We start from the raw sequence: 14830 nt of genomic DNA, 5'->3' as shown, positions 1-14830 counted from the left end.
GGTCAGTGGCGGTCTCCATACGGACTTTGCATGGAGACCACGATGACTAATCGACTTTGCGCGCACTGCGGCCACCCCTTCGAACCCCGCCCACAGGTTCCCGACCAAGCGTTCTGCTCCGCCCCTGAATGCCAGCGGGCTCGCAAGCGCGACTGGCAGCGGGCAAAACTCCAATCCGATCCTGACTACCGCATCAACCAGCAGGCGGCCCAGCGCGCGTGGTCACAGCGCAATCACGACTATTGGCGCAATCACCGAGATGCACAACAGGTCAACGGCGATCAAGGGGAGCAACCTACCGCCACTCATCGGCAGCCAGTCATCGATCCGGTAAAGATGGACGTGTCAGCTCTGCCTTCCGGCATCTACCGGATCACAAGACGTCCGGAGTTTCCCAATGGAACACCGGGCTCATGGGTGGTTGAAATTACACTGCTGTGCGAAACCTGCGAATGCAAGATGGATGCGTCAAGAGATGACTCGATCGACACCCAGGGAATCCAGCGTTAACTTCAAGCCCAAATGGGCTCTCGATCATCCTGGATGGCAACAATTTCAACCATGTGCATTCCGGCCGCGCATTGCAGGCCACGTGTATGCCAATGAGGTGAAAGGCAGGCCCGAGAGCAAGTTCACACAACATAAAGTGATCGGGTCTATGCAGGCAGAAGAGTTCTCCATTCCGGGGGCGGATCAGCCACCGACATTTCGGGCCGCCGAGTACGTGCGGATGTCGACCGAGCACCAGCAGTATTCGACGGAAAACCAAGCCGACAAGATCCGCGAGTACGCGGCTCGGCGCAACATCGAAATCGTTCGCACCTATGCCGACGAGGGCAAGAGCGGCTTGCGCATCGATGGGCGGCGGGCGCTGCAGCAGTTGATCAAGGACGTCGAGACAGGCAGCGCGGACTTCCAGATCATTCTGGTCTATGACGTCAGCCGCTGGGGCCGATTCCAGGACGCCGATGAGAGCGCCTATTACGAATACATCTGCCGTCGCGCGGGCATCCAGGTCGCGTACTGCGCAGAGCAGTTCGAAAACGACGGTTCGCCTGTGTCGACCATCGTCAAGGGCGTCAAGCGTGCGATGGCTGGCGAATACAGCCGCGAGTTGTCGGCCAAGGTATTCGCCGGGCAGTGCCGCCTGATTGAGTTGGGTTTCCGCCAGGGTGGCCCCGCTGGCTATGGTTTGCGGCGCGTGCTGATCGATCAGTCCGGCACGCTCAAAAGTGAATTGGCTCGCGGCGAGCACAAGAGCCTGCAAACCGACCGCGTCATTCTGCAGCCGGGACCGGATGATGAGGTTGCTGTGGTCAACCAGATCTACCGCTGGTTTGTCACCGACAACCTGACGGAGCTGGACATTGCCGAACGGCTGAACGCACAAGGAACGCGTACTGACCTTGGGCGGGATTGGACACGAGCGACCGTCCGCGAGGTGCTGTCCAACGAAAAATACATCGGCAACAACATCTACAACCGTCGGTCTTTCAAACTCAAGAAGCTCCGGGTGGTTAACAGCCCCGACATGTGGATCAAAAAAGAAGGTGCGTTCGAGGGCATCGTGCCACCGGAGCTTTTCTACACGGCGCAGGGGATCATGCGCGCAAGGGCGCATCGGTACAGCGACGAGGAGTTGATCGAGAAGCTGCGCAATCTGTACCAGCGCCACGGTTACCTCTCCGGCCTGATCATCGATGAGGCTGATGGCATGCCGTCTGCGGCGGCCTATGCACATCGATTCGGCAGTTTGGTTCGCGCCTACCAGGCGGTGGGCTTCACTCCGGATCGCGACTACCAGTATCTGGAGGTGAATCAGTTTCTGCGCAGACTACATCCAGAGATCGTCAGCCAGACTGAACGCATGATTGCCGACGTCGGCGGCAACGTCGAACGCGACCCGGCCACCGACCTTCTCACCGTGAATCGCGAGTTCACCGTTTCACTGGTGCTGGCGCGGTGCCAATTGCTCGACAACGGGCGACGGCGCTGGAAGGTGCGCTTCGACACCAGCCTCGCGCCCGACATCACGGTGGCCGTGCGGCTGGACGACAGCAACCAGGCTGCCCTGGACTACTACCTGCTGCCGCGACTGGACTTCGGTCAGGCACGTATCCATTTGGCCGACCACAACGGCATCGAGTTTGAGTGCTATCGCTTCGACAGTCTGGACTACCTCTACGGCATGGCGCGGCGCATCCGCATACGGAGGGCCGCATGAGTCAAGACAAAGAGCATCGGCATTCGGAGTTGCGGATGATTCCGCTCAACCGGATTGAGGTTCTCAACCCCGAGAGCGCAACAGCCGGGTCTTCGAGCAGATCGTCGGCAACATCCAGAACATTGGCCTGAAAAAGCCAATCATCGTGACGCCGCGTCCAGGGAGCAATGGCGAGCACTATCTCCTCATCTGCGGCGAGGGGCGGTTCAAAGCCTTCAAGACGCTCGGGCATCAAGAGATCCCGGCAATGGTGATTAACGTCGATGACGAATCGGCCTTCATCATGAGCCTCACCGAGAACATCGCCCGACGAAAATTCAGCCCGTTGGAATTGCTGTCCGGCATCGAGCAGCTGCGGGATCAGGGCTACGACAAGAAGTCCATTGCCCAAAAGACAGGCCTGAGTCCGGAGTACGTGCAGGGCATCCTGCAGTTGCTGCAGAACGGTGAACAGCGACTGCTGATGGCCGTCGGCAGCGGGCGCATCCCTCTCAACGCGGCGATCACCATCGCTGGCGCGGGCAGCGACGAGAAAGCCATTCAAGCCGCATTGCAAGATGCCTACGAAACCGGAAAGCTGCGTGGCAGCCAGTTGATCCAAGCCCGTCGTGTGATCGAACGTCGCCGCACCCAAGGCAAATCCATCGGCGGCAGGATGACCTCCCGCAAGACCAATGAGGATGTCACCACGTCCAGCCTGGTGAGGAACTACCAGCGGGAAGTCGAGCGACAGAAGCTGCTGGTCAGGAAAGCAGAGACAGCTCAACGCAACTTGCTGTTCATTGTCGGGGCCCTGCGCCAACTGCTGGCCGACGAGAATTTCACCACCCTGCTACGCGCGGAGGGGCTGGACACACTGCCACAGTATCTGGCGGAGCGGGTCTGGGCTCGAGGGAGCGGCGCATGAGCAAACCGCCCCTGGGCTTCGTGCCGGAACCATTGATTTTGTCCCTCTCGTCCGTCCTGCCTTCGCGCAAGACGCCAGAAGGCTTGCTTGCCTCACGGAAATTCAAGCAGATCACCGCATCTATCGAGGCGGTCGGGCTGATCGAACCCCTGTCGGTGGGAAAGCCCAACCGCGAGGGGCAGCACATCTTGCTGGACGGGCACACACGACTGGTCGCGCTGAAACAACTGGGCTTCGACAAGGCTCCCTGCCTGGTGGCCACGGATGACGAAAGCTACACCTACAACAACCGGATCAATCGCCTCTCCAGCATCCAGGAACACTTGATGATCCGCCGCGCTGTCGAACGGGGTGTCACCCCCGGAAAAGCTGGCGAAGGCCCTTGACGTGGACATCAGCCACATCATCAAGAAGCTAAACCTGCTGGAAGGCATCTGCCCGGAGGCCGCCGAATTGCTGCGCGACCAGACGTTTTCGGCAAACCTTGGTGCGGTCCTGCGCAAGCTCAAGCCAACGCGTCAGGTTGAGTGCGTCGAACTGATGGTCAGTGCCAACAACATCACGGTCGCCTATGCCCAAGCCTTGGTTGCGGCGACACCCAGCAATCTGCTCGTCGGCGAGACCAAGCCCAAGAAGATGACCGGTGTCAGCGCCGACCAGATGGCCAAGATGGAGAGGGAGATGGGCAACCTCCAAGAGCAGTTCAAGCTCGCCGAGCAAACCTACGGTCAGGACATCCTCAACCTGGTGCTGGCCAAGGGCTATCTTGCCAAGTTGATGGCGAACGAAGCCATTCTGCGCCACCTGACGCGGAATCACCCCGACGTGCTGAACGAGTTTGACAGCATCGTCCGCATGGTGGCGCTGGACAAATAAACGGTGCGCAATCAGGCGTAGTGAGCGAAATCCTTCCCATAGGAAGGTCGTGACGGCGTCCACGCAGGCGGCCACGGTTCTTTAACAATCTGGAAGCATCAGGGTCATCGCCCCCAAAACGGAGTTTCTGCTTCCCTCCGTGATCAAGGGCGGTGACCGACAGGCTTGCCGCTGGCCTGCCCACGCGCATCAGGGCCTGCGACTGGGCGAACAGCGGCACCTATTTTTCCTTGCTCAGACACAAGTGATGTCGCATAATGTAATCAAAATGATGATATAAGTGGCGCCATGATGAGTAGTCAATCCGATTTTTGCGGTCTTCCGGTCGTCTTGCATGGATGAGGAGTCTTTGACGATGCACCCCCAGCGTGTCGAAACTTTGAGTCATGCCCAGCGCGAGCGCTTGGCCTATATCGACTTCCGTCTGTACTTCATGGGGGAGGTTGGCCGGCCTGATTTGGCAAGCCGCTTTGGCGTAGCACCCGCAGCAGCCACTCGCGACCTGGCTCTGTACCGCGAAGTTGCGCCGCAAAACATCGAGTTCGACGGAAGTAGCAAGATCTACAGGATTGGCAATGCGTTCGCGCCTATGTTCGACCATGCCCCGCAGCGGGTATTGTCAGCGCTTTCGCTTGGGTTCGGCGATGGTGTGAACGGCGAGTCGCGGCCAATGCTTCCTTGCGAATCACCAGCTGCACTGAGTAGTCCCCGCATGGATGTACTGGCACCGATCTGTCGCGCGATCCACGCCAAGCGTCCTGTGGCCATCCGCTACCACTCGATGAGCAGCGGCGAGTCTGAACGGGTGATCGTGCCCTTCGCCTTGGTCGACACCGGCCTGCGCTGGCACGTCCGGGCCTTTGATCGCAAGAGCGGCGAGTTCCGGGACTTCGTCGTCACCCGCATCGAAACACCGACATTGCTCGATGAGGAGCCCAAAGCCAACGAGCGCCCAGACAACGACATCCAGGTGGACTCGGATCGTCGAATTGGACTTGGTACCTCACCCGCGCTTGAACCGTCCCGAGATCATTCGAATGGACTACGGGATGAAAGATGGTTCGATTCGCATGCGCGTCCGTGCGGCAGTCGCTGGCTACATGCTCCAGCGTTGGAGCGTCGATGCCTCGCCAGACCACAGCTTGCAGGGTCACGAGTACAGACTTTGGCTGAAAGATCATTTGGCGCTTTACGGCGTCAAGAATGCTGTGTTGGCTCCGGGCTACCGATCACCCGACCACAACAAGGGGGAACAATAACGTGGCCTACGATCCTAAATACGCACTGGAACTGCTCCGCATCGGTTCCGGGCGTGCTGACGCAACCTTCCGAGACGGCCAGGAAGATGCCATTCGCCATATTGTCGAAGGCAAAGGCCGTTTGTTGGTCGTGCAGAAGACTGGGTGGGGTAAGAGCTTTGTCACTTCATCGCGACGAAATTGTTGCGGGAAGCTGGCGCAGGCCCCGCACTATTGATCTCGCCGTTACTGGCGCTGATGCGAAATCAGATTGCAGCAGCAGAGCGGATGGGCGTTCGCGCCGCCACGATTAATTCCGACAACATGGACGACTGGACGGCAGTCGAAGGCAAACTTGCCAACGGGGAAATTGACATTCTGTTGATCTCGCCCGAGCGGCTGGCAAACGAGCGCTTCCGCACCCAGGTTTTGGCGGGTATCGCCGCACAGATTTCCATGCTGGTCATCGACGAAGCGCATTGCATTTCCGACTGGGGGCACGATTTCCGCCCTCACTACCGACTGCTGGAGCGCATCGTCAAGACGCTGCCCCCCAATCTTCGGCTCCTTGCTACTACGGCGACGGCGAACAACAGGGTGATGGATGACCTCTCTGCGGTCCTTGGGCCAAAGCTGGACGTGTCGCGGGGTGATCTCAATCGCACCTCGCTCTCTTTGCAGACCATCCGCTTGCCAAGCCAAGCCGAGCGCCTTGCATGGCTGGCCGAGCAACTCGCCACGCTGCAGGCCACGGTATCATTTACACGCTGACGGTAAGGGATGCCAATCAGGTCGCAGATTGGCTAAAAACCCAAGGCTTCAACGTGGAAGCATATACCGGAGAAACCGGTGATCGCCGCGAGCAACTGGAACAGGCGTTACTCAACAATCAAGTCAAAGCGCTGGTTGCGACGACAGCATTGGGCATGGGCTACGACAAACCCGATCTGGCGTTTGTCATTCACTATCAGATGCCGGGCTCGGTCGTCGCCTACTACCAGCAGGTTGGTCGCGCAGGACGAGCGCTGGATTCCGCCTATGGCGTGCTGCTCAGTGGCGAGGAAGAGTCTGACATCACCGACTGGTTTATCCGAAGCGCCTTTCCGACCCGCCAAGAAGTCGCTGATGTTTTGGGCGCACTTGAAGAAGATCCCCACGGTCTGTCCGTACCCGAGCTACTGACCCGCGTCAATCTTAGCAAGGGGCGCATCGAGAAAACGATTGCATTACTCTCTCTGGAAGCACCGGCTCCCATTGCCAAGCAAGGCAGCAAGTGGCAGCTCACGGCTGCAACCCTGAACGAAGCATTTTGGGATCGTGCGGAGCGTCTAACGGCACTTCGGCGAGACGAGCACCAACAAATGCAGGACTACGTCAGTCTGCCGTTTGGTGAACACATGGGCTGTTGAGTTGCACGCAAAACTGACCCACTAGCCCCATAGATTTGCATCGAATTTTGACCCACGTATAGACACTGACCTGCTCGGGAACGAGCGGGGGAATCAGGAGTGATCGACGTGGCGTTATTAAGCGTAATCAGGCGCTGGCACCTGCGGGATGGCATGGCCATCCGTGAAATTGCCAGGAGAACGGGCTTGTCCCGAAACACGATCCGGAAGTATCTGAGCACCGGCATCGTCGAGCCGAAATATCCTGATCGACATAGCCCGAGCAAGCTTGATCTGTTTGCGCCGAAGTTGGCCGCATGGCTCAAGACGGAAGCGAAGAAGAATCGCAAGCAGCGGCGAAATCTGCGGCAGATCTATGCCGACCTTACCTCTCTGGGTTATGAAGGCTCCTATGACCGGGTCGCTGCCTTCGCCAGGAATTGGCGACAAGCGCAGCAGGAAGCGGCCGGAACGACCGGTCGTGGCACTTTCATTCCGCTGACCTTTGCTCCAGGCGAAGCCTTCCAGTTCGACTGGAGCGAAGACTGGGCGGTCATTGCCGGCGTGAAGACCAAACTACAGGTGGCCCAACTCAAACTCTCGTACAGCCGGGCCTTCTTCCTGCGGGCCTATCCGTTGCAGACCCATGAGATGCTGTTCGATGCCCACAACCATGCTTTCCGGGTCGTGGGTGGCGTTCCCCGGCGCGGCATCTACGACAATATGAAGACAGCGGTGGATCGAATCCGGAAAGGCAAAGCCCGAGACATCAACACCCGTTTCAAGGCCATGGTCAGCCACTTCCTGTTTGAAGCCGAGTTCTGCAATCCGGCCTCCGGCTGGGAGAAGGGGCAGATCGAGAAGAACGTCCAGGACTCCCGGCATCGCATCTGGCAAAGGTGCACCCGCCTTCGAGAATCTGGATGCCCTCAATGCCTGGCTGGAACAGCGCTGCCTGACGCTGTGGCAAGAACTGCGTCACCCTGAATTGCCCGGCACTGTCGCTGAAGCCTGGATCGATGAGCAGGCCCAATTGATGGCCGTGCCATCCCCTTCGATGGTTTCGTCGAACATACCAAACGCGTCTCGCCGACCTGTCTGATCAACTTCGAACGTAACCGTTATAGCGTTCCTGCTTCATTTGCCAACCGGCCGGTCAGCCTGCGGGTCTATGCCGATCATCTCGTGGTGGCGGCCGAAGGCAACGTGATCGCCGAGCACCCGCGCATCATCGATCGGCGACATGACTTCAGTCGCACAATCTACGACTGGCGGCACTACCTCTCTGTCTTGCAACGCAAGCCCGGTGCATTAAGAAATGGCGCACCCTTTGCCGAATTCCCCGACGGCTTCAAGCGCCTCCAGTCAGCCCTCCTGAAACGGCCAGGGGTGATCGGGAAATGGTCGATATACTTGCCCTGGTGCTCCATCACGATGAGCAAGCCGTACTGACAGCGGTCGAGATGGCCCTTGATGCGGGGGCTGCCTCGAAACAGCATGTACTCAATCTGCTCGGACGATTGGTGGAGTTGCCGCCACCGGCGCCAATCGATGCGCCGCAGGCGCTGGTGCTAAGGATCGAGCCACAGGCCAACGTCACGCGTTACGACAGTCTGAGGGAGGTACGTCATGTTGCCTGAGGCCATGATCACCACGCTGAAGTCGTTGAAGCTCTTCGGCATGGCACAAGCCATTGAGGAACTGGCGGCCCAGAGTTCGCCAGCCTATCTGAATGCGCAATCAATCCTGGATAGTCTGCTCAAAGCCGAACTGGCGGAACGGGAAGTTCGATCGGTCAATTACCAGATGAAGATTGCCCGCTTCCCGGCTTACCGTGATCTGTCGGGATTCGATTTACGCAAAGCGTCGTCAATGAAGCTTTGGTTCGTCATCTGCATCGAGGAGAGTTCATGGACTCTGCCCACAATGTCGTACTGATCGGCGGGCCTGGCACCGGCAAGACCCATCTGGCCACCGCCATCAGTGTGCAGGCCATCATGCATGCCCATCAGCGGGTCCGCTTCTTCTCGACAGTCGATCTGGTCAATGCGCTGGAACAGGAGAAACTGGCCGGCAAACAAGGACAGATTGCCCATCGACTGGTGCATGCTGATCTGGTGATTCTTGATGAGTTGGGCTACCTGCCTTTCAGTCAGAACGGCGGCGCCCTGCTATTCCATCTGATGAGCAAACTCTACGAGAAGACCAGCCTGATCATCACGACAAACCTGAGTTTCTCAGAATGGGCCAACATATTCGGCGACCCGAAGATGACCACTGCGCTACTCGATCGGCTGACCCATCACTGCCATATCGTCGAAACCGGCAACGAAAGTTACCGCTTCAAGAACAGTTCAACCAAGGCTAGCAAGGAGGTGAAGACTAGAAATCCAGCAATGACCTGAGCCATACTTCGGCTCATTCGGGTGGGTCAGATTTCAGTGCAAATCCCGGGTCAGTTTTGCGTGCAACTCAACATGCCGTGATCCAGCTGCCGCCCGACCTGTTCTTCGGCACCACGATTGCCACCTGCATCATCGTCCTGAAGAAATCCAAGCACGATAACGCCACGCTGTTTATCGATGCCAGTGCCGAATTCGTGCGCAGCGGCAACAAGAACAAGCTACTGCCCGAACACCAGCAAAAAAATCCTCGATGCCTTCACCGGCCGCCAGAGCATTGAGCACTTCGCACGGCTGGTCGAGAACGGCGATATTGCTGCCAACGGCTACAACATCGCCGTGTCCAGTTACGTTGAGCAGAAAGACGAGCGCGAGGCAGTGGATATTCGGGTACTCAACGCCAAAATCAGCCGTATCGTGGAACGGCAAGCGGAATTAAGGGAGCAGATCGATGCCATTGTGGCCGATCTGGAAGGAGAACAAGTATGAGCCAGATCGACGACCTGATTGCAAAGCTATGCCCAAACGGCGTTGACTTCAGGGCTATTGGTGACTTCGGCGAACTGGTGCGCGGCAACGGAATGCCGAAGGCCGATTTCGTGGAGTCTGGGGTTGGGTGCATCCATTACGGACAGATTTACACCTATTACGGCATCTGGACAGCGGAGACAAAGTCCTTTGTTCCGGCAGAAAAAGCCGAAAAACTCGCCAAGGTCGATCCTGGCGATCTGGTGATTACCAACACCAGCGAGAACATCGAGGATGTTTGCAAGGCGGTTGCGTGGATCGGAGAAACGCAGATCGTCACGGGCGGGCATGCCACGGTCCTGAAGCACGACCAAGATCCGAAATACCTCTCTTACTACCTGCAAACACCACACTTTTTCGCAGAGAAGAAAAAGCACGCGACAGGCACGAAGGTCATCGACGTTTCGGCAAAGAGTCTTGCAAAAATCAGGATTCCAGTTCCGCCGCTTGAAGTGCAGCGCGAGATTGTGAAAGTGCTTGACACCTTCACCCAGCTGGAGGCGGAGCTGGAGGCGGAGCTGGAGGCGGAGCTGGAGGCGCGTCGGCGGCAGTACAAGTACTACCGCGACGCGCTCTTGACATTCGGCGAACGCACGGACGCTGAAGCAAGCAAGCAAGCAAGCAAGCAAGCAAGCAAGCAAGCAAGCAAGCAAGCAAGCAAGCAAGCAAGCAAGCAAGTATAAGGTGGATGACCATGGGTGAGATTGGAAAATTCACGCGCGGCCGTCGATTCACCAAGGACGATTATGTCCAGGAAGGAATCGGCTGCATCCACTACGCTGACATTTATACCCGACACGGAACCTCGGCGTCGGCGGCTGTCTCGCATGTGCGGCCGGACATGGCGTCGAGCCTGCGCTTTGCAAAACCGGGTGACATCGTTATCGCTGCGGTCGGTGAAACGGTCGAGGATGTCGGCAAAGCGGTTGCTTGGCTTGGCACCGAGCAGGTCGCGATTCACGACGACTGCTTTACTTTTCAGCACTCGATGAATCCGAAGTTCGTGTCGTACTGCTTCCAGACGGAACGACTGAATGCAGAGAAGAACAAGTTTGTCGCCCGCGCAAAGGTCAAGCGTCTGTCTGGCGAGAGCTTGGCAAAACTCACGATTCCCGTTCCGCCCATTGAAGAGCAGGAACGCATAGTCGCCATCCTCGATAAATTCGATGCGCTGGTGAATGACCTGACGAGCGGCCTACCCGCCGAAATCAAAGCCCGCCGTCAGCAGTATGAGCATTACCGCGACCGGCTGCTCACGTTCAAGGAAGCAACATGAGCGAAGACCTCATGCCCTTTCGCTACGAGCCGATTGCGCTGTCTAACGAGAGCACGGTTGTCGCCGAATTTCAGCCCGAAGCCCTGGGAGTGCGCGAGGCGGCATACCAGTCCGAAGCTGAACTGGAAAAGGACTTCCATCAAGCAGCTCCAGGTGCAGGCCTATGACTACCTGCCCATCACATCGGAGGCTGAGCTGGTAGCCAATCTCCGCCGCCAGTTGGAAAAGCTCAACAAGGTCACCCTGTCGGATGCAGAGTGGGAGCGATTCTTCAGCACCTGCATTGCAGGCGCGAATGACGGCATCCTGGAAAGACCGCACGCGTTCAGGAAGACCATGTGCAGGTCTTGAAGCGCGACGACGGTAGCACCAAGAACATCTACCTGATCGACAAGGCCAACATCCACAACAACGCCTTGCAGGTCATTAACCAGTACGAAGTCGAAGGCGCTCGTGCCAACCGTTATGACGTGACGGTGCTGGTCAATGGCCTGCCGATGGTGCATATCGAATTGAAGCGTCGGGGCGTGGACATCCGCGAGGCCTTCAACCAGATCAACCGCTACCAGCGCGACAGTTTCTGGGCGGGCTCGGGCTTGTTCGAGTACGTGCAGCTTTTCGTCATCAGCAACGGTACGCTGACCAAGTATTACAGCAACACAGTGCGTGACGGGCATTTGAAGGAACAGTCCGCCAAGCGCAGCAAAAGCAAGACCTCCAACAGCTTCTCCTTTACCAGTTGGTGGGCCGACGCGAAAAACCAGCCCATCACTGAGCTGACAGGTTTCACGAAAACCTTTTTTCGCCAAGCACTCGCTGCTCAACGTCCTCACCACATCCTGCGTGTTCGATGTGGATCGCAAGCTGCTGGTGATGCGGCCCTACCAGATTGTCGCGGCCGAGCGCATTTTGCAGCGCATCGCCACGGCCACCAACCACAAGCAGCTCGGCACCGTCGCGGCAGGCGGCTACATCTGGCACACCACCGGCAGCGGCAAGACGCTGACCAGCTTCAAGGCGGCGCAACTTGCCGGGGCTTGCCAGATATCGACAAGGTGCTCTTCGTGGTGGACCGAAAGGATCTGGACTACCAGACCATGCGCGAATACGAGCGCTTCGAGAAGGGCGCAGCCAACTCGAATACATCCACGGCTGTGCTGCAAAAGCAGCTGGAAGACCCGAACGCCCGCATCATCATCACCACCATCCAGAAGCTTTCCCGCTTCGTCGTCAAGAACAAGAAACACCCGGTGTATGACGCGCACGTGGTGGTGATCTTCGACGAGTGCCACCGCAGCCAGTTCGGCGACATGCACGCCGAAATTACGCGCGTGTTCCAGCGGTACCACCTGTTCGGCTTCACCGGTACGCCGATCTTTGCCGAGAACTCCGGCACCACAGGTAACCCGCTGCGACGCACCACGCAGCAGGCCTTTGGCGACAAGCTGCACACTTACACGATTGTCGATGCCATCAACGACAAGAACGTGCTGCCGTTTCGCATCGACTACATCAACACGATCAAATTGCCTGCGGGCATCAAAGACAAAAAGGTGTCGGCCATCGACACCGAACGGGCGCTGCTAGCGCCGGAGCGCATCACACAGATCGTGGGCTACATCCGCGAGCACTTCGACCAGAAAACCAAGCGTGCCAGCACATACCGCCACGATGGCAAACGGCTGGCTGGTTTCAATTCGCTGTTCGCCTGTGCGTCCATTGATGCCGCCAAGCGTTACTACGCGGAATTCGTTGCACAGCAAAGGAGTTGCCCGAGGCCCAGCGGCTCAAGGTGGGCTTGATCTACAGCTTTGCCGCGAATGAAGATGAAAGTGATGGCCTGCTCGGCGAGGAAGACTTCGAAACCGAGGGGCTGGATCAAGGCTCGCGGGATTTTCTGGATGTCGCGATCCAGGATTACAACGCACTGTTCAGCACCAGCTTCGACACCTCGGCAGACAAGTTCCAGAACTACTACAAGGACTTGTCGCAGCGCCTGAAAAACGTGAGCTGGACATCGTCATCGTGGTCAACATGTTTCTGACCGGCTTTGATGCCACCACGCTCAACACTGTGGGCGGACAAGAACCTGAAGGCTCACGGCTTGATCCAGGCCTATTCGCGTACCAACCGCATTCTCAATTCTATCAAGACCTACGGCAACATTGTTTCCTTCCGGAATTTGGAGCAGGAAACCAACGACGCGCTCGCCCTGTTTGGCAACAAGGATGCCAAGGGCATCGTTCTCTTGAAACCTTACGCCGAGTATTACAAGGATTACGAAAGCGCGTCGGAGAACTCACGGCTGGATTCCACTCGGAAAGCCATTGTTGGCGAGGCAGCACAAAGGCATTCATCAAGCTATTCGGCTCGATTTTGCGGCTGAAGAACATCCTCACGGCCTTCGATGATTTCGCTGGCCACGAAATCCTCTCCGAGCGCGAATTTCAGGACTACCAGAGCCTGTATTTGAACCTGTACGCAGAATTCCGGGCGACGTCGGCTGCCGAGAAGGAGTCAATCAACGACGATGTGGTGTTCGAGATCGAGCTCATCAAGCAGGTTGAAATCAATGTTGACTACATCCTGCTCTTGGTCGAGCAGTACCTGAAGAAAAGGGTTCGGGCGACGATAAGGAAATCCGCGCCACCATCGAACGCGCCATCAATTCCAGCCCTGGCCTGCGCAACAAGAAAGACCTCATCGAACAGTTTGTCGATTCCGTGGAACACCAAGGCCAAGGTGGACGCGCAGTGGCAAGCCTTCGTTGCGGCGAAAAAGACCGAGGAGCTGGAACGCATCATTGCGGAGGAAAACCTCAATAATGCCGAGGCGGCACGTGAATTCATTAGCAATGCCTTCCGCGACGGCAGCATCTCGGCAACCGGTACTGCCATCACCAAGATCCTGCCGCCGGTATCGCGGTTTTCCAAGAACAATGGCCACGCAGCCAAGAAGCAGACGGTGCTGGACAAACTTGCCGCTTTCTTCGAACGGTATTTCCGGATTGGCGTGATGAAGAGAATTCGATGAACCCGATCCAAACAACCGATCAAGCCAAGATTTCTGCGCTTTGCAGAGAGGCTGAGCGGCTGGAAGGAAGAAGACGCCTTGTATTCGAGCAAGGGGGCATTTCAACGCCGAAGACATGGGTTCGCCGCAACTACTGGCTGGGTGTGCCAGCAACCGCTCTTGGTGCGATTGCAGGTGCTGCATTGGTCAAAAGCCAACCTAAAGTGGGCCAGTGCCTTCACCTTGTTGGCGTCGCTACTGACCGGTTTGATGACCTTTCTCAAGCCCAACGAGCGCGCTGCAATGCACCAGGCCGCTACCGGACAGTTTTGGCTCTTCGGAATGAAGCCCGCTTTTTCCGCGAGATCGAATTGCTTGATACGAGTCGGCTGGGCGAGCTTCCTGAGAGATTGAAGGCCCTTTCCTCGTACACGCAATGAGCTGAACCAGAAGAGCCCAAGTATTCCAAGACGCGCATTTGTCGCTGCACGCAAAGGCATCGAAGAAGGCGAAGCCACCGGCAAAGTGTGGACAAGGATAAATGACAAGATGTCGGTATTGAGTTTTCTGACGGACACGGCCAGCAAGTGCCGTGCTCTCCACAACTGAGCAGTCGTCGATCACGACTTCGATCACAACACTTCAATCGCGGATGGCGCTGCACTTTGACAGCGGCGTAATTGCGCAGCATTTCCGGGATTCGGCTCTTCAACGCGAGGCACGATCCTGCCTCGCTCAATGGACGAACAGATCCGATATTGATTACATGGTGGTCTTCAGCGATGGCAGCGCCACGCCGCAGACTTACCTGAATAGGTTGAAGGCTTTTGTCGAAAAACGGTACTGGCTCATCGGAAATCTATCAGTCCAGCCCGACCATTGTTCTCGGAGTTGAACCACATCAAGTTCGATCTGGTGCCCGCGACAAAAACGTGGCTCGGCGAGCTTCAGATTCCCAACGGGTCAGGCGGTTGGATGA

Annotated in this window: 3 protein-coding genes and 10 pseudogenes; all 13 read left to right on the top strand. The window is 57.4% G+C overall.

Annotated elements, in window-relative coordinates:
• Window positions 1-42: 42 nt before the first annotated feature.
• The 13 genes and pseudogenes from IPM73_00065 (at window position 43) to IPM73_00005 (ending at window position 14746) form a co-directional block, all read left to right on the top strand.
• Entirely contained in the window at window positions 43-510 is a 468-nt protein-coding gene (locus IPM73_00065) for a hypothetical protein (GenBank protein MBK8916494.1), read from the top strand.
• Between the two features lie 148 nt (window positions 511-658).
• Window positions 659-2224: a recombinase family protein gene (locus IPM73_00060; protein ID MBK8916493.1), complete on the top strand. Its 1566-nt coding sequence runs from the start codon at window positions 659-661 to the stop codon at window positions 2222-2224.
• Window positions 2221-3131, top strand: a pseudogene (locus tag IPM73_00055) (ParB/RepB/Spo0J family partition protein). Before IPM73_00060 ends, IPM73_00055 begins: the two are co-directional and overlap by 4 nt.
• Window positions 3128-4007 (top strand): annotated as a pseudogene (locus tag IPM73_00050) (ParB N-terminal domain-containing protein). The pseudogenes IPM73_00055 and IPM73_00050 overlap by 4 nt, the downstream one beginning before the upstream one ends.
• Before the next feature lie 355 nt (window positions 4008-4362).
• Window positions 4363-5266, top strand: a pseudogene (locus tag IPM73_00045) (WYL domain-containing protein).
• 1 nt (window position 5267) lies between these two features.
• Window positions 5268-6648, top strand: a pseudogene (locus IPM73_00040) (ATP-dependent DNA helicase RecQ).
• A gap of 114 nt (window positions 6649-6762) precedes the next feature.
• A pseudogene (locus IPM73_00035) lies at window positions 6763-8273 on the top strand (IS21 family transposase).
• Window positions 8263-9038: pseudogene (locus IPM73_00030) on the top strand (ATP-binding protein). The pseudogenes IPM73_00035 and IPM73_00030 overlap by 11 nt, the downstream one beginning before the upstream one ends.
• A gap of 74 nt (window positions 9039-9112) precedes the next feature.
• Window positions 9113-9524 (top strand): annotated as a pseudogene (locus IPM73_00025) (N-6 DNA methylase).
• A pseudogene (locus tag IPM73_00020) lies at window positions 9521-10839 on the top strand (restriction endonuclease subunit S). The pseudogenes IPM73_00025 and IPM73_00020 overlap by 4 nt, the downstream one beginning before the upstream one ends.
• Window positions 10836-13872: pseudogene (locus IPM73_00015) on the top strand (type I restriction endonuclease subunit R). The pseudogenes IPM73_00020 and IPM73_00015 overlap by 4 nt, the downstream one beginning before the upstream one ends.
• Window positions 13869-14379 (top strand): annotated as a pseudogene (locus IPM73_00010) (SLATT domain-containing protein). Before IPM73_00015 ends, IPM73_00010 begins: the two co-directional pseudogenes overlap by 4 nt.
• Window positions 14380-14443: 64 nt before the next feature.
• Window positions 14444-14746, top strand: coding sequence for a hypothetical protein (locus tag IPM73_00005; protein MBK8916492.1), 303 nt, complete (start codon window positions 14444-14446; stop codon window positions 14744-14746).
• Window positions 14747-14830 lie beyond the last annotated feature (84 nt).

The sequence above is a fragment of the Betaproteobacteria bacterium genome (genome assembly GCA_016720065.1).
Classification (GTDB): domain Bacteria; phylum Pseudomonadota; class Gammaproteobacteria; order Burkholderiales; family Rhodocyclaceae; genus SSSZ01.
This window is presented reverse-complemented; position numbering and strand designations above follow the sequence as displayed.